The sequence below is a fragment of the Streptomyces sp. NPDC006691 genome (assembly GCF_042869955.1).
Taxonomy (GTDB): domain Bacteria; phylum Actinomycetota; class Actinomycetes; order Streptomycetales; family Streptomycetaceae; genus Streptomyces.
This window is the reverse complement of sequence record NZ_JBIAGW010000004.1, coordinates 123,852-141,701: the sequence shown is the minus strand read 5'-3', so window position 1 is coordinate 141,701 and position 17,850 is coordinate 123,852. Positions and strand designations below refer to the sequence as shown.

The window sequence follows — 17,850 nt, the reverse complement described above, 5'->3', positions numbered from 1 at the left end:
CGCTGTGCCGCTGAACGGCACAATCCTGAAAGGGAGTTGGCCGATGCCATCCCGAACAGGCCGTCATTTCCTCCAGATTCCCGGTCCCACCACCATCCCCGACCGTGTGCGGCGCGCCATCGCGGCGCCCACCATCGATCACCGCGGACCCGAGTTCGCCGAGCTGACCTCGCGTCTGCTCCCCGCGCTGGGAGCCGTATTCGCCACCAGTGGCCCCGTCGTCATCTACCCCTCATCGGGTACGGGCGCCTGGGAGGCGGCACTGGTCAACACGCTCAGCCCGGGCGACCGCGTGCTCTGCTTCGAGACCGGGCACTTCGCGAAGCTCTGGCATCGCATGGCGTGCTCGCTGGGCCTCGACGTCGACCTCGTACCGGGCGACTGGCGGCACGGCGCCGACCCCGGGACACTGCGAACGCGCCTGGCCGCCGACCCGCGCCACACCATCAAGGCCGTCTGCGTCGTCCACAACGAGACGTCCACCGGCGTGACCAGCCGTGTCAAGGAGCTGCGGCACGCCCTCGACGAGGCGGAACATCCCGCCCTGCTGCTCGTCGACACCGTCTCCTCGCTCGCCTGCATCGACTACCGGCACGACGAGTGGGGGGTCGATGTCACGGTGGCCGGATCGCAGAAGGGCCTGATGCTGCCCCCGGGCCTCGGATTCAACGCGATCGGCGAACGGGCCCTCGCCGCGGCGAGGACGGCCCGTCTGCCCAAGTCCTACTGGGACTGGCAGCCGGTGCTCGACGCCAACGAGCACGGCTACTTCCCCCACACCCCCGCCACCAACCTGCTGTACGGCCTGGACGAGGCGCTGCGCATGCTCCGCGAGGAGGGCCTTTCCGAGGTGTTCGCCCGCCATGCCCGCCATGCCGCCGCGACCCGAACCGCCGTGCAGGGCTGGGGACTTGAGGTGCTGTGCCGGGACACCCGGGAGTACTCGGGTTCCCTCACCGCCGTACTGCTGCCCGAGGACCACGACGCCGACAAGGTCCGTGAGGTCATCCTCGACCGCTTCGACATGTCACTGGGCGCGGGGCTCGGCCGCCTCGCCGGGCGAGTCTTCCGGATCGGGCATCTGGGCCACCTCAACGACCTCACGCTGGCCGGCGCCCTGGCCGGCGTGCAGATGGGCCTCCAGCTCTCGGGGGTCCCCGTCTCGACCACCGGGCTCGACGCCGCACTGGACGTGCTGCGTACGGGCTGACCGGTCCACACGCGCCCCAAGACCCCGAGGAGCACACCCCCCATGCCGGCAGCCGGAGACCTCACACCGCCCCCTCCGCCCCACAGCCCGCCCGACCCCGCGCTCGGCCCCGAACTGGAGGACCGGCTGCGCCGGGTGCTCGACGGCGAGGTCCGCTTCGACCACTACACCCGCCGGCTCTTCTCGCGCGACGCGAGCATGTACGCCATCACGCCGCTCGGAGTCGCCTTCCCGCGGACCGCGGACGAGGTGCAGGCGGCCGTCCAGGTCGCCGGAGAGCTCGGCGTACCGATCGTGCCGCGCGGGGCCGGCACCAGTCTCGCGGGCCAGACCGTCGGGGCCGGCCTGGTGCTCGATCTGTCCCGGCACCTCGACTCGATCGTGGAGATCGACCCCGAGGCGCGCACCGCCCTGGTCGAACCCGGCGTCGTCCAGGACCAGTTGAACCGGGCCGCCGCCCCGCACCGGCTCATGTTCGGCCCCGACACCTCCACCAGCGACCGCGCCACCATCGGCGGCATGATCGGCAACAACTCGGCGGGCAGCGGATCCCTGCGGCACGGCATGACCATCGACCATGTACGCGGCCTCGACGTGGTGCTCTCCGATGCCAGCCGAACCCACTTCGCCCCGCTCGACGAGTCCGAGCGCCTGCGCCGGGCTTCGTCATCCACGCTCGACGGTCTGATACATCGTCAATTACCGCTTCTGGTGCGGGAGTACGAAGAGACGATCCGCGAGAACACGCCGGACTTCTGGCGGCGGGCCTGCGGTTACCGGCTCGAACGGCTTCTGGACCCGGCCACCCGGTTCGACCTCGCCCGGTTCGTGGTCGGCTCCGAGGGCACTCTGGCCATCGCCACCCGCGCACGGGTCGACCTCGTGCCGCGTCCGGCCCACACGGTCATCGCCGTGGGCCACTTCACCTCGGTGGCCCATGCCGTGGCCGCCACCGAGGACGCGCTGGCGTGCGACCCGGCCGCGGTGGAGCTCCTGGACCGCACGATCCTCGATCTGTCGCTCCGGCGGATCGAGTACGCGGCACTCGGTTCGCTGCTCACCGGCGAACCCGGGGCGCTGCTCTTCGTCACGTTCAGCGGTGACGACCGGGACCGGCTGTCCGGCAGCCTCAAGCACCTCACCGCACTGTGGCGGGCCCATCACCACGGCTATCACACACTGACCGCCGAGACACCCCGGGAGCAGCGCGCCCTGCTCACCGTCCGCAAGGCCGGCCTGGGGCTGTTGATGGCCGCGAGCGAGGGCAGTCGGCGCCCCCTCGCCTTCGTCGAGGACACCGCCGTCGATCCCGTCCATCTGGCGGACTACACCCGACGCTTCCAAGCGGTCCTCGACCGGCACGGCCTGACGGCCGGGTTCTACGGGCACTGCTCGGTCGGCTGTCTGCACATCCGCCCCTTCGTGGACCTCACCCAGCCGGCACAGGTCGCCACCATGCGCGAAGTCGCCGAGGAAATACGGGACTTGGTGACCGAGTACGGCGGGGTCAACTCCAGCGAGCACGGCGACGGCCTCGCCCGCAGCGAGTTCAACCCCCTGGTCTTCGGGGCGGAGCTGTACGAGGCGATGCGGCGCACCAAGCAGCTCTTCGATCCCCGCGGTCTGCTGAACCCCGGGAAGATCGTGGACGCGCCGCCGATGACCGAGCATCTGCGGGACGTTTCCCTGCCGCCCGCCGTGCCCGTGCGCACCCGCCTGGAATTCGAGGTCGTCGGCGGGATGCGCGGCGCGGCGGACAGGTGCATGAACATCGGCCAGTGCCGCAAGAGCGGCACCGGGACCATGTGCCCCTCCTACATGGCCACCCACGACGAGGAGCACTCCACCAGGGGCCGGGCGAACGCGCTGGTCACCGCGCTGTCCGAGCCGGATCCGGGCCAGGCGCTCGGCGACGAGCGTCTGCACGGGATCCTCGACCTGTGTCTGATGTGCAAGGCGTGCAAGAGTGAGTGCCCGCTCGGCGTCGACATGGCCGCCCTCAAGGCCGAGACCCTCTCCCACCACCACGACCTCCACGGCACCCCGTTCCGGAGCCGCCTGTTCGGCGCGATCCGGCTGCTCCAGCGCATCGGTTCGGCGACGGCCCCGCTCTCCAACCTCCCGGGCCGCAATCGCCCGCTGCGGCGTCTGCTCGAACGCTGGCCCGGCATCGCGGCCGCCCGCCCGCTGCCCACGTTCACCCGCGAGAATCTGGTCCGCTGGTACCGTCGGCGCACCCCTCGCCGCCACCTTCGGCGCGTCCCCGCCCCGGCTGCCCCCTCCGCTGCCCCGATGGGTGAACTCACCTTTCTGGCGGACTCGTTCACCACCTACACCGAGCCCGGCATCGGCCGGTCGGCCATCGAACTCCTGGAGCACTGCGGCTGGCGCGTCCATCTCGTACACCAGGGGTGCTGCGGCCGCGCGAGCCTGTCCAAAGGCCTCCTCGACGACGCGAAGCGCGCCTCCGCCCGGCTGTCCGAGGCGCTCGCCGCGAGCGGCGCACCGGACGCGCCGATCACCGGCTGCGAGCCGTCCTGTCTGATGACCCTGCGGGACGAGCACCTCTCCCTCCATCCCGGGTCCGCACGGGCCCGGGTCGTGGCGGGCCGTGTGCGACAGCTCGAAGAACTGCTCTGCGAGGCCGTCGACAGCGGCCGGCTTCGGCTGCGCGAGACGGCCCGGCCGGCCGGGCGACGACTGCTCTACCAGGGCCACTGCCATCAGAGGGCCGAGGTCGGAACGGCCGCGACGATGGCGCTGCTGCGCCGGATCCCGGGCGCGGAGGTCGTCGAGCTCGACGCCGGGTGCTGCGGAATGGCGGGCTCTTTCGGCTTCGAGACGGAGCACTACGAGCTGTCCATGAAGGTCGGCGCGGACCGGCTGTTCCCCGCTGTACGGGCCGAGCCCCCCGAGACCGTGATCGTCGCGAGCGGTGTCTCCTGCCGCCAGCAGATCCGGCACGGTACCGGACGCCGGGCCTGGCACCCGGTGGAGCTGATCAGGGCGGTGGCCGAGCTGTCGTGACGGGCGGACGGCCCGGCCCCGTCTGTCATCTGTCTCGCCTGGACAAGTGTCCCATGGGGACATTTCAGGAGTACAGTCGAAGACATGATCAGCACGGAGGGCCGACGGGGCCGCAAGGTCAAGGAGAGCCGCGAGGCCATGGCGGAAGCCGCCGTGGACCTGGTGCTTGAGCACGGGCTCGACCAGGTCACCGTCGAGGCCATCAGTGAACGGGTGGACGTCTCCCGGCGCACGTTCTCGCGTTATTTCTCCGGCAAGGAGGACGCCGTGGTCGACGCGCTGCGCGCCGACTTCGCGCGGATCAACGCGGCCCTCGCCGCCCGCCCCGCCCGGGAGAACCCGCTCACCGCCTACCACCGGGCCCTGCACGACTGGCTCGACGACGAGCAGGCCGCCTGGCACCGCAGGCCCCGCTCGGGTGAGCTGCTCCGACTGCTCCACCAGGAACCGACCCTTCTCGCCGCATACGGCCACGTACGGGACGAAGCCGAGGAGACATCGGTGCGGATCGTGGCACGACGCCTCGGCCTCGACCCCGGCCACGAGCTGCGGCCCGCCCTCGCGGTCTCGCTCGCGGTCGGCGCGTTCGGCACGGCCGTTCGGTTCTGGATCACGCCGGGCGCCAGCGCTCCCCTCCCCCAGCTGATCGACGCGGCGTTCGCGGCCCTCGCCGCCGAGCCCGCCCCCCGCCCCACCCGCAAGTGAAACCAGGTACCACCATGTCCACCAGCACCGTCAGCACGAGCGCCGAGTTCGCCGGGAAGACCGCACTGGTCACCGGCGCCGCCTCCGGCATCGGCCTCGAAGTGACCCGCCGTCTCGCCGACGCGGGCGCGGCCGTCGTCGTCGCCGACCACAACGAGCGGGGCGCGAAGGAGGCCGCCGAGGCCATCACCGCGGCCGGCGGCCGGGCCGCCGCCGTCTCCGTGGACGTCACGGACCCGGAGTCGGTGCGCCGCGCGGTCGACTTCAGTGTCGATACGTTCGGCGGACTGCACCTGGCCGTCAACAACGCCGGGATCGCCGGCACTTCCGCGCCGACCGGCGACTACCCCGTCCAGGACTGGCAGCGGGTGATCGACACGAACCTCAACGGCGTCTTCTACTCGCTTCGCTACGAACTTCCCCGGCTCCTCGCCTCGGGCGGCGGCGCCGTGGTCAACATGTCCTCGATCCTCGGCAGCAACGGCTTCGCCGGCTCCGGCGCCTACTCCGCCGCCAAGCACGCGGTCGTCGGCCTGACCAAGTCCGCCGCCGTCGAGTACGCGGCCCACGGCATCCGGATCAACGCCGTGGCCCCCGGCTTCATCGACACCCCGCTGCTCCAGGGCGCGGACGAGGCGCGCGAGCACCTGGTCTCGCTGCACCCGCAGGGACGGCTCGGCACCGCGGAAGAGGTCGCCGAGCTCACCCTGTTCCTGCTCTCGGACCGTGCCTCGTTCATCAACGGCAGCTACCACCTCGTCGACGGCGGCTACGCGGCCCGCTGACCGGCCGCCCCCGGCAGGCCGCACCGCGACAACGATTGAACCAGAAGTGAGCGCAGGAAGAGAGGCACCTGAGATGTCAACTCAGGCCCGGATGAAGGCCGTTCAGTACCGCAGTGTGGGCGCGGCCCCCGAGGTGGTCACCGTCGCACGCCCCGAGCCGGGACCCGGCCAGGTGCTCCTGAAGGTGACCGCCGCCGGCGTGTGCCACTCAGACATCGCCCTGATGAGCCGGCCGGCCGAGGCCCTCACCTTTCCACTGCCGCTCACCCTCGGGCACGAGGGCGCGGGGACGGTCGCCGCGATCGGCGACGGCGTCACCGGCGTCGAGGTGGGCGAATCCGTAGCCGTGTACGGGCCGTGGGGTTGCGGGAACTGCCTGATGTGCGCCCAGGGCAAGGAGAACCTCTGCCTGCGCGCCGCCGCACTCGGCATCCGGCCGCCCGGTCTGGGGGCGCCGGGTGCGATCGCGGAGTACCTGCTCGTGGACGACGCCCGCCATCTGGTGCCGCTCGGCGGCCTCGATCCCGTCACCGCCGTTCCGCTGACCGACGCGGGCCTGACGCCGTACCACGCCATCAAGACCTCCCAGCCGAAGCTCACCCCCGGCAGCACCGCGGTGGTCATCGGCACCGGCGGTCTGGGTCATGTGGCCATCCAGCTGCTGCGCGCCCTGACACCGGCGCGGGTTATCGCCCTGGACGTGAGCGAGGACAAGCTGGCCCTCGCCCGTGAGGTCGGCGCGCACGAGACCGTCCTGTCGGACCAGCACGCGGCGGCCGAGGTGCGTGAACTGACCGGCGGCCTGGGCGCCCAAGCCGTGTTCGACTTCGTGGGCGCGCCGCCGACCGTCACCACCGCGACGGCGTGCGCCGCCGTGGAGGCCGACGTCACCATCGTCGGCATCGGCGGCGGCGCCGCCCTGGTCGGCTTCGGCACCACGCCGTACGACGCGGCGGTCCGCGCGCCCTACTGGGGATCGCGCGCCGAGCTGATCGAGGTACTGGAGCTGGCGCGGTCCGGCGCGGTCGACGTCCATGTGGAGACGTACTCCCTGGACGAAGCCCCCAAGGCGTACGAGCGGCTGCACCAGGGCCTGATCAAGGGCCGGGCCGTCATCCTGCCCAACGGCTGACGGGCCGCCCCGGCCCGTGCGGGCGGGTCCCGCACGGGTCCTCGCGGCCGGTACCGTCCCGCGCACGGGTTCTCGCCGCCGGTCTGGGGAGCGGGTCCTCTTGTCGCGGCCGGTCCCGCGCACGGGTTCTCGCGGGCCGGGGCGAACATCCGGGTGAGGTTGCGTGACCCGGCCCCGCTCACGGCGTTCCTTGTGCGGTGCCCCGGTCGCGTTTCCCGCGGTTCGGGGCCTCGTCCCGGCCCGTCCAGCCCGTGAGGTTCCCGTGATGCCCCAGCGATTCGGTGCGCCGGCCGTCGCCGCCGCCCTCTGCTCCCTCGCCCTCATCGCCGCCGTCGCGCCCGCCTCGGCGGCGCAGGGCGGTGGCCACCGTCCCGACCACCACACCGTCGTGGGAGCACTGGCGGCCACCGTGGTCTCCCCGGCCACCGCCGACTCCCGTCCCCCGGGCGCCCATACCGACCCCACCAGACCCTGTCCGCCCGGGACCGACCGGCACGCACACCCCCGGCCCGTCGTGCTCGTCCACGGCACCGCGGAGAACGCCTACGACAACTGGAACGTCATGGCTCCCGCCCTCGCCAACGCCGGCTACTGCGTCTACGCCATCAACTACGGCGCCACCGGCCCCCTCACCGCACTCGGCGCGAAGGCGACCGGCCGGATCGAGGACTCGGCGAAGGAACTCGCCCGCTACGTCGACCGCGTACTGCGGACCACCGGAGCCCGCAAGGTCGATCTCGTCGGCCACTCCCAGGGGGCCGGCCCCATGCCACGGCAGTACCTGAAGTTCGAGGGCGGCGCCGCGAAGGTGCACCGGCTGGTCGGGCTCGCTCCGGACAACCACGGCACGACCGTGAGCGGGCTCGGCGCCGTGCTCAGGGCGGTCGCCCCGGTGACCGACGTGGTTCTGGGACCGGCCGCGCTGGAACAGGTGGCCGGGTCACGGTTCCTGGCCCGCCTCAACGAGGACGGCGACACCCGGCCCGGGGTGAAGTACACCGTCGTGGCCACCACCTACGACAAGGTGGTGACCCCGTACACCTCGGGCTTCCTCACCGCCCCCGCCGACGACCCGGGAGCGGTCACCAACCTCACCCTCCAGGACGTGTGCCCGGGCGACTCATCGGGGCACGTGGCCCTCCCCTACTCCCCCAACGCCGTCAACCTGACTCTGGACGCCCTCGACCCGGCCCATCGTGCCACCTGGACCTGCGAGAGCGTCCTGGCCTTTCCCCCGCTGCCCTGAGCCGGAGCGCCGCGGTCACCCGGCGCTCAGCGCAGCCACTGGTCCTGGTCGGCGGGGCGATAGAGCGTGACCGCGCCGGGCAGCTTGTCGAGCACGAGATGCCGGTAGGTGGCCTCGGTCACTTCACCGTCGTACGCGAAGTGCGGCTCGCCCTCGATGATTTCGAGGTCGAGACGGCGGACCTGGGCGGTCGTCAGGACCCGGGAGCTGTGCAGGGTGCCGGTCAGCACGGCGAGGAGCAGCCGGGTCCGGGCCAACGGGGTGCCCGCCTCCACCGCGCGCACGTCGAGCAGCCCGTCGTCGAGCTGGGTGCGGTAGGTCGGGGCGAAGCCGGCCGGATGGTAGATGCCGTTCCCGGCGAACAGCAGCCAGATGCGGCGGGGGCGTCCGTTGATGACGACCGAGAGCGGACTGCCCGTGGCGAGGACCTTGGCAAGGCCCACGGCGAGTGCGGGCCACTTGCCGATGCGCTTCTCCAGCCGCTCCCTGGCGTGTACCAGTTCCGAGTACACGCCGATGCTGAACGTGTTGAGGAAGAGCTGCTGGTCCTCGCCGCTCGGGAACTCCTCGGGCGCATCGCCGGGCTCGTCCGTCGCCGGGTGCGTGCCGGGGCGTACGGGCGACGAGGCGCGGCCCACGTCGGCGGTGACCGCGTCGCCCGCCCGCAGCGCGCGGGCGACGTCCTCCATGGTCTGGTTGCCGAGGTCCGCGGCGAAGTGGTTGAAGGTGCCGCCGGGGAAGACGGCGAGCGGCACGCGGTGGCGGGCGGCCGTCGCGCTGCCCGCGTTCACGGTCCCGTCGCCGCCGCACACTCCGAGTGCCCCGCCGTCCGCCGCGGCGCGTGACGCCGCCTGGTCGAGCAGGGCCAGCAGGTCGTCGCCGGGCTCGAAGACGGTGATCGCCGCCTCGGGAAGCAGGGCGCGCAGGGTCTCCGCGGTGTCCTTGGACCAGGCGACGCCGGAGGACGGGTTGACCACCAGCTGAAGGCCCTTGCCCTCCTTCAGCGCGGGCGCCGGCCTGCGCGGCGGAGCGGCCGCGGCGGCGGCCTCCGGCTTCACCGGCCACCAGCGGCACGTGAGCAGCGCGGCGCCCACCCCGACGATCGCCCCGGCCGCCGCGCGGCGGCGGTGGTCGAGCTCACCGCCCGCGCGTACGTAGGCGAGGCCCGCGGCGAACGGCAGCACGGCCAGCCCGTACCGGGGCGACTCCACGACCACGCCCGCGGCGAAGGCGGCGGCCGACGCCATCGGGCTTGAGGGCAGGGAAGCGGTGCTCGGGCGCGGGAAGATGCCGGGGAGCGCGTCCAGGACGGGCCGGGAACTACGGGCGGCGGGCTTGGCCAGCGTGTGGTTGACGGCCGCGACGATCGCCACCGAGCCGATGCCGCGCAGCGCCGCACGACGGGCGCTCCTGCCGCCGGACAGGCCGAGGACCGCTGCCGCGCCCAGCCATACGGCGTCGTGCTCGGCGGCCTTGCGCAGCAGCCGGCTTGCTGAACCACCGCCTACCGAAGGCGAGTTGGTGAGGGAGGCCAGGCGGTCGGCCAGTCCCGCTGCTGTGCGCAGCCCGTGTGCTGTCTGCGGCCGTCCAGGTCGCTTCATGCGCTCGCCACACCCCTGAACCTCAAGAATCCCCTGCGTACGGCCGGGTCCGGCCGCATCAAAGCCCCAGCCTACCGGGGGCGGCGATGGCGCTCTGCAGCGCGGCGAGCCCGGTGGCCAGTGCGAGCCGGTCGGCCTGGGGCATGGCCTCGACGGCCAGCGTCAGGGTCGCTTCGCGTTCGCTGCGGATCCTCTCCAGGTGGTTGCGGCCGCCGGCGGTCAGCCGCAGGCTGACCTCGCGCCGGCTGTCGGGGCAGGGCAGCCGCTCCAGGAACCCGGCGGCCTGCAAGCGGTCGCAGAGCCGGCTGACCGAGGGCGGGGCGGTGCGCAGGAGCTTCCCCAGGGCCCGCATCCGTATGCCGTCGTTGCGGTCCACGAGGTACATCAGGCGCAGCTGCGGGGTGGAGACCGAGGTGGTGGTGACCGTGTCGCGGGCCTGTTGCCAGAGCAGGTCGAGCAGATCGACGACATCGCTCGCCGCGGGGCCCTGTTCGTGATCGATCAGTTGGGGGTCGAGGTCTCGGTGAGGCATGGGCTCGGGCTCCCCCGTCGGCGTGCCCGTCCCTGTTCGCCGCGGGGGCCGGGCGGTCGGACCAGGTCAGGCACTGCTGTCCGGTCCGGTGGGGCGGGCCGGTATGGCTTCCTCCGCGTCCGCCCGGGATTCTCCCGGGCCGGAGGTCTCGCGTACGGCGCCGGTGGGAAGCGCCGTCAGATACTCCAGGCTACCCGTGATCCTCAGGAGCCGGTCGAGAGCCGGAGTCCGGTCCTCCAGGTGCAGGGAGACCTTCGCCGCGTCGGTGCGCCGCCGGATCATGAGCAGCACGGACAGTCCGGTCGAGTCGATGGACCCGAGTTCCGCGCAGCCCAGGTGCAGGTCCCGCAGCCGCGGATGGTCGGCCAACTTGGCGGTGGCCGCGTCCAGCAGGAGGTCGGCGTTGTCGTAGTCGAGGTCCCCGCGCAGCTCTATGCGCACGGTGGTCTCGGTGTCAACGGCCGTCAGTCTCAGGTGATGTGGAGAATACGAACTCAAGGGTGGTTCCTGGCGGATACGGAAGGGGCGGAGGGGGCGGCGAGCCGGGCGGAGCCGAGCCGCAGGAGGCGCGTGGCGCGCGGGAAGTCCTTGAGTTCACCCGCCAGCAGCCCCAGCGCGGGCGGCAGGCTGTGTGCGGGCACGCCGCGCGCGGTGAGGATGCCCGCGGTCCAGGCGATGAACCCGGTGAACAGGTCGGCGTCGTCGAGGTAGAGGGCGGTGGCGAGGAAGTCCACGATGTGCGCCACGTCCTCGGCGGTCCGCTCGCGCTGCAAGTCGCTGTACTGCCGCATGGCGGGGAAGGACTGGTCCAGTCCGTTCATCACGGCGCGGACCAGGCTGGTCCTGGTGCGCGTGACCATCGTGTATTCCTGGTCGTCCAGGTGCGGCAGATCGTCGATCGGCTGGTGGCCGGGCTCGGGCCGGTCCAGCGGAGCCCGCTGGATGCGGTCCGCGGCGGAGCGCGCGTCCGCCGCCCAGGCGTCCGCGCCGAGCAGTTCGGCGTAGCGTCCGCCGGGCCCGAAGGCGGCCCCGCCGACCACGACGGGGACACCGACGGCCTGGCAGGCGGTGATGGTGGCGTGGGCGGTGGGCAGCCGGGTCGCGATGGAACTGGAGAGCGCGACGAGTTCGGGCCCGGTGCGGTGCAGATGCGCGATGAGATGCGGTACGGGAACTTGGGCACCCAGGTAGTCGACGTGCCAGCCGCGCAGTCTGAGCACTTCGGCCAGGAGCCGGGCGGGCAACGCGTGCCATTCGCCGTCCACGCAGGCGACCGTGATCCGCCCGCGTCCGGCTGTGGTCCGGGCGGCCGGGTGCAGCGAAAGCGCCGCCACGGCACGGTCGTTGATGGCGGTCGCCGCGTGCTCCTGGGCCACGGTCATCCGGTTGGCGGCCCACTCCTCGCCGACCTTGAACTGGACGGGGGCGATCACGTCGAGCAGCACGCTCTCCGGGTCGACCCCGTCGTCCAGGGCCCGCTGCACGAGGGTCGTGGCCGTGTACTCGTCGCCCGCGAAGACGGCTTCCCAGAGCGCGGTTTCCAGTTCCGCCGGATGTCTGGGAGCCGCCCGAAGTTCGGTACTCATGCGGTGAACCTGCCCCGTGTGTGGCCGTTCACCGCGCTCAGGTGGTGGCTGCGCGGCGCGGAGACCACGACGACGGCCATGTCGTCGTGCCGCCCGTTGCCGACCCACTGCGCGGCGACCATCTGGACGCGCTCGACGATGCTCTCGGCGGGCATGCCGGCGCACTCGGCCAGGACGCGCCGCAGCCGCTCCTCGCCGAACATGGCGTCACCCATGGGGCCGCCGCGCGCCTCGGTGAACCCGTCCGTGTACAGGACGCAGGTCTCCCCCGGCGCCAGGAACAGGTCGGCGCTGTCCGCCCGTACCTCGGGAATGGCGCCGATCAGGGTGCCCCGGGTGTCGGCCTCCTCCACCTCACCGGTGGCGCGCACGATCAGCGGCGGCGGGTGGCCCGCGCTGGTGACCCGCATCCTGACCGAGCGGCCCTCCCGCACCGCGGACGCCAGGACCAGGGTGGCGAAGCGGGTGTGGTGGGAGTTGAGCAGGGCCATGTTGAGCAGGCCGAGCATCCGCTGGTGGTCGTCGGCGAGCGGCAGCAGGGCGTGCAGCGTGTTCCGGATCTTCCCGGTCAGTACCGCGGCTTCCAGCCCCTTGCCGCACACGTCCCCGAGGACTACGAGCGAGGGGTTGCCCTCGGCGGCCGCCGGGTGGACGTCGTAGAAGTCGCCGCCGATGCGCTCGTGGTCCTCCGAGGGCCGGTAGCCGCCCGCGAAGTCGACGCCGGACACCTGGCGCAGGGACGGCGGCAGCAGCTCGCGCATCAGGACCTCGGTGATCGCCGACTGGTCCGCGTACAGGCGGGCGGCCGACATGGCCGCTCCCGCCCGGGCCGCGAAGAGCCGGGCGAAGACCTCTTCCTCGGGGGTGAACCCGGGGCCGTCCGCGCGCCGCAGCAGGATCAGGGCACCGGCCGGGACGCCGTGACCGGGCAGCGGGGTGACCACTATCGAGCCGGGTGCGCCGAACCCCTCGGGCACCACCCATTCGGGGACCGTGCGGGGGTCGACCCAGCGGGTGGGCACCGGAGGAAATCCTTGGAGCGCCTCCACCAGGCCCGGCACGGACGACGGATCGGCGATCGCGGACGCCACGACCGGACTCCCGTCGCGCAGGCAGCTGACGATCGGCAGCCGGTTCCCCCGGATGGGGGCGACGACGAGCGCCGCGTCCGCCAGGTGCTCCGCGGCCATCTGTGCGGTGACGTTCGTACAGCGGTCCAGATTCAAGGAGGAAAGCAACAAATTGGATGCCCTGCCCAGGAACGCCGTCCGCTCGCGTTCCCTGCGCAGTGCTTCCTCGGCCAGCCGGTGGTCGGTGGTGTCGACGAGCCACCACAGCACGGTGCCGCCGTCCTCGACCGTGGGGTGCGCCTCGAAGACCCGGTCACCCACGCGGCCCGACCACACGGCGGGCGCTTCCGCCATGCCCTGCCGGGGAATGCGCAGTGCCGCGTGCGCGGACGAGAGCCAGTCCGGGACCGCGTCCGCCATCTGCGCACCGGGGCGCGCGGCCGGGAGCAGCGCGCCCGCCGCCTCGTTGACCAGAACGACCGCGCCCTGAAGATCAGCTATCAGGACGGGATAAGGAGCCCTGCTCCACAGGGAACCCTGTACGTCGACGCCAGTTGCCGGATTGGTGGAAGTCACCAAATGTCGAGGATCCGCTGCGCGAACCCCTCACCTCACACCCTGATAGGAAACATTGCCGTTCGGCAACCATCCCCCATCCCCCCTCTCCTGGCAACCACGCCCCCGCAAAGCGGACCGGAAACCGAGGCAGGGGGCCGGCAACGCCAGTGCACGGTCCCGGATTTGCTCTCGCCGGGCGTACGCACCGGCGGCGCTGGGGTGGGGCGGCTCACATCAACACCGCCCATCTGTCAACGTGAGTGGACGTGACGTCAACCGTGCGTTGCATCAAATAAGCCTGGCAGGGGACGGGGCATCACCGATCCGCGGACCGGGATCGATGGGCCGCCGGGGACGGCCCGCGGCCGCCGCCCCGGTGTCCACGCCGGTAACTGGGCGAGGGAGCCGGGGTGGTGTCGACGGGCGGCTCGGAGGGGCTGGGGCTGGCGCTCGGGGCACCGACGGGGCTGGAGGCCGACGAGGGTGCCGCGGCCGTGGACCGGGGCGGGGTCGGGCTCGAAGTGGCCTTGGCGTGGGTGGGCGCGGGCCGGGCGCCGCGCGGCACGACGGTCGGGGCGGTGCGGGGGCAGGGCGGCTTGTGGCCGGCGCAGGGGCCGGGGTGCGAGGGGGCCGGGGTGGGACGGGTCACAGGGCGGGCCGTGCTTCTCGTCGCGGGAGAGGGGCGCGGCGGCGCGGGGACCGCGAGGTGGGTGAAGGGCAGCGCGGAGGAGCGGCTCGGCGGCAGCGGCTCGGGCGTGACGCCCGCCGCCCAGGCGCTGGCCGTCGACATGACGGCGGCGAGGGCCACCGAGGCGAGGGCGGCCCGGGTCCGGGGGCGCCCGGCGGTCGCCGTGTACGCGGTCCGTACGAGCCGTCGTACAAGACGCGCGAGCAGGCAGCCGATGCCGATGAGGGGGAAGGCGAGCAGGGCGAGGCCGACGGAGGCGACGGCACAGCCGGAGACGTCGCCGGTGGCCGCCGCCTCATAGGCGCCCTGTGCCTGCGCCGCGACCGAACGCGCGGCGGTGGCGGAGATGCGCGGCAGGTTCCACAGGGTGTAGCCGAGGTCGGTGATCATGAGCGGCAGCACCACCAGCATCCATACGGCGATGGTGGTGCGGGCCTTGCGCGTCAGGGTGGTGGCGACGGCCGGCCTGGGGCGCCGCCCCGGAAGGACACTGCGCAGAATCGGGCCGATCTGGCCGTACAGATCGGGTACGCCGGCGATGTCGGCCAGGATGTAGTAGCCGTCGAGCCGGGCGGCGGGCACGAGCTGCTCGAAGATCTCGAAGTGGCCCAGGTAGATAGCGGCGAGCAGGAACGACCAGCCGGTGCCCGCGTAGCAGGCGGCAAGCGCCAGCATGAAGATGACGTTGAAGTACACCCCGCCGAGGTCGGTGCGCAGCCGGCCGGCCCGGCTGATCCGGTACACATCGGTGACGTCGGTGTAGAGGGAGGGCCACAGCAGGTAGATGCCGCAGCCGATGCGGCCGGGTCTCGCGCCGCCGTAGTGGCAGGCGGACGCGTGGCCGAACTCGTGGAACACCAGCGAGGCCACGACGAGACCGAACACGGCGAGCAGCAGGAGCGGCTCGTCCAGGGCGCCGAGCAGGGCCGGGACCGCGCCGTGCACGAGGAAGAGCCAGCCGTCCAGGGCGGCGAGGCCCAGCAGGACCAGTACGACGGCCGGGGGCCGGTGGAGCCAGGCCAGCAGCCTGGCGGCGACCGCGACGGCACGCGGCGGAACCAGGGTGCGGCGGCCGACCAGACCGAGCAGCAGATCGGAACGCGGTACGTCCTTCGCGAGAGCCGTGCCCGCGCCCGGCGCCGCGGTGATGCCCATCGGTTCCAGTTTCTTCGTGACCAGGAAAGCGATGTTGTCGGCGCTCACCTCCTGTCCGAAGGACACCGTGACTTCCCGCGCGATTTCCTCCACATCCCGTCTGCCGTCGATCGCCACGGCGACGAGATGCAGCAGTTCCGAGATGTGTACCACCTGGCCATCGCCCCTGCGGGCGATGAATACCGGCTCCGAGTATCCGGACCCCTGATATTTCCCGTGCAGCTCCAGACCGTCGGTCCGGCACGGAATCATGCGCGCCGCGATCACGGCGGAGTCCCCGTCCTGATAAATGACTCGACCTTTCCAGCGCGGTGCGGCGCGACGAAAATACAACGCCGGGAAGTCGCACAGAAAGTGCGGCCGATCGGATACCCCGGTGTTTCCCGTGCCGGCTGACCACGCTCCCCCTCAACCAACCGGACAAGAAAGGGACCGAACGGGAAAAGCGTGCCGCCGGCCGGCCGTCGAGGGCGGCTGACCAAACCCCGCACGACGACCGACCGACGGCTCACTCACTCCTCATTCAGCCTGTGGACCCCCCACGCGCTGTCTCAGCAGTGGCTCTGCACAGGGGCGCAGTGGGCCGGTGCGTGGTGCGCCGGCGGAGCCTCGTGGTGCGCCGGCGCGTGGTGCGCGGGGGGACAGTGGGACGGGGTGTGGTGGGCCGGCGGCGCGTGGTGGACCGGCACGTGGTGCTCGGGCGCGTGGTGCACGGGAGCGTGGTGAACCGGCACGTGGTGCTCGGGCGCGTGATGGACCGGAGCGTGGTGCACGGGCACGTGATGGGTCGGCGCGTGGTGGACCGGCGGGCACGGCGCAGGCACGTGATGGGCAGGCGCGCAGTTGAACTTCAGCACCCCCAGGGCCTCGCGGTTCGGCAGCAGGCCGACGGTCTGACCCTCAAGATCGGATACGCTGAGCATTTCGGCTCTCTTTCAGTCGAGTGACCGGGCGACCTCATGCAGGATTCCCCACCCAGGCCGTCCGGCGCCTTACGAAGAGAACGCTATGGCCGCGCCAATCAATACGACAAGCACTCCAGGAATTCGCACCTCCAAATAAAGGCAAAGAGGTCGAATCCCTGAACGAATAAAGTGCCGTTAAGATCGCAAGCGCTTACCTCAGGAGAAATGTGAAAAACTCCTCAACTTCGCGGAGTAACACCTGACCAGGCCACAGACAAACGATTCTCCGCTTTCGAATCGGGGCCGCTTTTCTTCGCATCCGGGCGAGCGGTCCCGCACATCGGCGGCGCCCTAGCGCGGGGCGTCGAGCCGGTCGCTCAGCCACGGCATGGCCTGCGGGAAGAAGGAGACCCACGTGTTCCAGTTGTGTCCGCCGCCCGACGCGATCCGGGTCGTGACCTTCACGTCCGTCCCGGCCGCGGCCCTCACGAACTCCTCGATGTACGAGGGCGGGCTGTCGGGGTCCTGGGCAGACGTGCCGAGGAACAGCGAGGTGGGCGGGGGACGGTGGGCCACGAGCCACATCGGACTGGTGCGTTCGCGGAGTCCGGCGTCGCTCAGCACACCGGCGTCGCCGGTGAGCGGGTCCGGGTCGAGGGCGACGCCCGCGCCGAACACTTTCGGGTACCGCAAGGGCAGTGCGGCCGCGCAGAAGCCGCCGGTGGAGATGCCCATGACGCCCATTCCCTTGGGACCGGGCAGGGTACGGAAGTGCTGGGCGATGAGCGTGGGCACATCGTCGGACAGCCAGCGGGCCACCTTGCGGTGCGGGGTGTCGGTGCAGTCCGTGTCCTCGCCACCGGGGTCGATGACGGGCATGACCAGGATCGCCGGACGGGCCGTGCCCTGCCGCACGTACTGCGCGAACGTGCCGGGCATTCCGCCCTGTTCGACCCATGACTCCGGCGCGCCCGGCACGCCGTGCAGCAGCATCATGACCGGGAAGCGGGTGCCCCGGCGGGCCCGGTCGTCGTACTCCGGAGGCGTCCACACGAGGACGTGCCCCGCCAAGTGGGAGTGCGGACCGCGGAAGTAGGTGGTGCGCACGCCGTTGGCGGCGACGGTGAACTTGGCCCGCTTGGGCGGGGGCCCGGTCATGGCGGTGGCGTTGGCGTCCACGGTGCCGAGCAGGTCGTCCCACGAGGCGTACAGACCGTAGCTGTTGTTGATGTCGGTGGCGACGGTGGCGATGGCCGTGACCTGGCACAGCACGATCATGACGGTACGGACGGGCCAGCGCAGCCAACCCGGACCGGGCACGCGCCCCCACAGCAGGAGCGTCACGGCCATGGCGACGAAGGTGAGAACGATCAAGAGGACGAGGAACGACGTGCTGGTCAACCCCATGTCAGCCGGCTCTCCTCGCTGCTCGCCCGACGCCTCCGACGCCTCCGACGCCTCCGACGCCTCCGACGTGCACTGTGGCATCGCGATGAGCCCCCGCTACGACGACAGGCCGCAGCGTCCCCCGACTGACGTCGGCACGCACCACCGGCACTTCCCCGTGGTCACGGACACCCAGCGCACCGGGGACCGCGAGAGCACCGATCGACGCCGGATGCCTTGACAGGCCCCCTATTAGTTCGGATT

15 protein-coding genes are annotated in these 17,850 nt (G+C 71.9%); 8 read left to right on the top strand and 7 right to left on the bottom strand.

Annotation, left to right across the window (positions count from 1 at the left end; genetic code table 11):
• Positions 1-43 precede the first annotated feature (43 nt).
• The 6 genes from ACFYNP_RS10665 to ACFYNP_RS10640 all read left to right on the top strand — a co-directional run bounded on the left by ACFYNP_RS10665 (position 44) and on the right by ACFYNP_RS10640 (position 8,105).
• A complete protein-coding gene (locus ACFYNP_RS10665) occupies positions 44-1,210 on the top strand; it encodes a pyridoxal-phosphate-dependent aminotransferase family protein (protein ID WP_388784530.1) in 1,167 nt (388 codons plus the stop codon).
• A gap of 42 nt (positions 1,211-1,252) precedes the next feature.
• Positions 1,253-4,237, top strand: coding sequence for an FAD-binding and (Fe-S)-binding domain-containing protein (locus ACFYNP_RS10660; protein ID WP_388784527.1), 2,985 nt, complete (start codon positions 1,253-1,255; stop codon positions 4,235-4,237).
• Positions 4,238-4,321: 84 nt separating this feature from the next.
• Entirely contained in the window at positions 4,322-4,942 is a 621-nt protein-coding gene (locus ACFYNP_RS10655; protein ID WP_388784524.1) for a TetR family transcriptional regulator, read from the top strand.
• Positions 4,943-4,956: 14 nt separating this feature from the next.
• On the top strand, positions 4,957-5,727 hold the full coding sequence (locus ACFYNP_RS10650) for an SDR family NAD(P)-dependent oxidoreductase (protein WP_388784522.1): 771 nt from the start codon (positions 4,957-4,959) through the stop codon (positions 5,725-5,727).
• A gap of 91 nt (positions 5,728-5,818) precedes the next feature.
• Positions 5,819-6,859, top strand: coding sequence for an NAD(P)-dependent alcohol dehydrogenase (locus ACFYNP_RS10645; RefSeq protein WP_388410901.1), 1,041 nt, complete (start codon positions 5,819-5,821; stop codon positions 6,857-6,859).
• A gap of 265 nt (positions 6,860-7,124) precedes the next feature.
• Positions 7,125-8,105 (top strand): esterase/lipase family protein, encoded by a 981-nt coding sequence (locus ACFYNP_RS10640; protein ID WP_388784519.1) that lies wholly within the window; start codon positions 7,125-7,127, stop codon positions 8,103-8,105.
• Positions 8,106-8,131: 26 nt separating this feature from the next.
• On the opposite strand, the gene ACFYNP_RS10635 is transcribed toward ACFYNP_RS10640, so the two are convergent.
• The 6 genes from ACFYNP_RS10635 to ACFYNP_RS10610 form a co-directional block, all read right to left on the bottom strand.
• Positions 8,132-9,706 (bottom strand): diacylglycerol/lipid kinase family protein, encoded by a 1,575-nt coding sequence (locus ACFYNP_RS10635; protein WP_388784516.1) that lies wholly within the window; start codon positions 9,704-9,706, stop codon positions 8,132-8,134.
• 58 nt (positions 9,707-9,764) lie between these two features.
• The gene (locus tag ACFYNP_RS10630; protein WP_388410698.1) at positions 9,765-10,238 is read right to left on the bottom strand and encodes a MarR family winged helix-turn-helix transcriptional regulator; all 474 of its coding nucleotides are present in this window, start codon (positions 10,236-10,238) and stop codon (positions 9,765-9,767) included.
• 66 nt (positions 10,239-10,304) lie between these two features.
• A complete protein-coding gene (locus ACFYNP_RS10625) occupies positions 10,305-10,736 on the bottom strand; it encodes an STAS domain-containing protein (protein WP_388784513.1) in 432 nt (143 codons plus the stop codon).
• Entirely contained in the window at positions 10,733-11,824 is a 1,092-nt protein-coding gene (locus ACFYNP_RS10620) for a B12-binding domain-containing protein (protein WP_388784510.1), read from the bottom strand. Before ACFYNP_RS10620 ends, ACFYNP_RS10625 begins: the two co-directional genes overlap by 4 nt.
• Positions 11,821-13,314, bottom strand: a complete 1,494-nt coding sequence (locus ACFYNP_RS10615) for a PP2C family protein-serine/threonine phosphatase (protein ID WP_388785260.1) — start codon at positions 13,312-13,314, stop codon at positions 11,821-11,823. Before ACFYNP_RS10615 ends, ACFYNP_RS10620 begins: the two co-directional genes overlap by 4 nt.
• A gap of 454 nt (positions 13,315-13,768) precedes the next feature.
• Positions 13,769-15,448, bottom strand: coding sequence for a hypothetical protein (locus tag ACFYNP_RS10610; RefSeq protein ID WP_388784507.1), 1,680 nt, complete (start codon positions 15,446-15,448; stop codon positions 13,769-13,771).
• A 521-nt stretch (positions 15,449-15,969) separates the two neighbouring features.
• On the opposite strand from ACFYNP_RS10610, the gene ACFYNP_RS10605 reads away from it, so the two are divergent.
• Positions 15,970-16,242, top strand: a complete 273-nt coding sequence (locus ACFYNP_RS10605; protein ID WP_388784504.1) for a hypothetical protein — start codon at positions 15,970-15,972, stop codon at positions 16,240-16,242.
• Between the two features lie 309 nt (positions 16,243-16,551).
• On the opposite strand, the gene ACFYNP_RS10600 is transcribed toward ACFYNP_RS10605, so the two are convergent.
• Positions 16,552-17,607: an alpha/beta hydrolase gene (locus tag ACFYNP_RS10600; protein WP_388410708.1), complete on the bottom strand. Its 1,056-nt coding sequence runs from the start codon at positions 17,605-17,607 to the stop codon at positions 16,552-16,554.
• Between ACFYNP_RS10600 and ACFYNP_RS10595 the strand changes: the two genes are divergently transcribed.
• Positions 17,591-17,827: a hypothetical protein gene (locus ACFYNP_RS10595; RefSeq protein WP_388784501.1), complete on the top strand. Its 237-nt coding sequence runs from the start codon at positions 17,591-17,593 to the stop codon at positions 17,825-17,827. The two genes, ACFYNP_RS10600 and ACFYNP_RS10595, sit on opposite strands and share 17 nt — an antisense overlap.
• Positions 17,828-17,850 lie beyond the last annotated feature (23 nt).

What these genes read in the sequence shown, in the direction of transcription:
- ACFYNP_RS10665 (WP_388784530.1), top strand. Translation starts at nt 44, where the DNA reads ATGCCATCCCGAACAGGCCGTCATTTCCTCCAGATTCCCGGTCCCACC.
- ACFYNP_RS10630 (WP_388410698.1), bottom strand. Translation starts at nt 10,238, where the DNA reads ATGCCTCACCGAGACCTCGACCCCCAACTGATCGATCACGAACAGGGC.
- ACFYNP_RS10640 (WP_388784519.1), top strand. Translation starts at nt 7,125, where the DNA reads ATGCCCCAGCGATTCGGTGCGCCGGCCGTCGCCGCCGCCCTCTGCTCC.
- ACFYNP_RS10620 (WP_388784510.1), bottom strand. Translation starts at nt 11,824, where the DNA reads ATGAGTACCGAACTTCGGGCGGCTCCCAGACATCCGGCGGAACTGGAA.
- ACFYNP_RS10650 (WP_388784522.1), top strand. Translation starts at nt 4,957, where the DNA reads ATGTCCACCAGCACCGTCAGCACGAGCGCCGAGTTCGCCGGGAAGACC.
- ACFYNP_RS10600 (WP_388410708.1), bottom strand. Translation starts at nt 17,607, where the DNA reads ATGGGGTTGACCAGCACGTCGTTCCTCGTCCTCTTGATCGTTCTCACC.
- ACFYNP_RS10615 (WP_388785260.1), bottom strand. Translation starts at nt 13,314, where the DNA reads ATGGCGGACGCGGTCCCGGACTGGCTCTCGTCCGCGCACGCGGCACTG.
- ACFYNP_RS10635 (WP_388784516.1), bottom strand. Translation starts at nt 9,706, where the DNA reads ATGAAGCGACCTGGACGGCCGCAGACAGCACACGGGCTGCGCACAGCA.
- ACFYNP_RS10655 (WP_388784524.1), top strand. Translation starts at nt 4,322, where the DNA reads ATGATCAGCACGGAGGGCCGACGGGGCCGCAAGGTCAAGGAGAGCCGC.
- ACFYNP_RS10660 (WP_388784527.1), top strand. Translation starts at nt 1,253, where the DNA reads ATGCCGGCAGCCGGAGACCTCACACCGCCCCCTCCGCCCCACAGCCCG.
- ACFYNP_RS10645 (WP_388410901.1), top strand. Translation starts at nt 5,819, where the DNA reads ATGAAGGCCGTTCAGTACCGCAGTGTGGGCGCGGCCCCCGAGGTGGTC.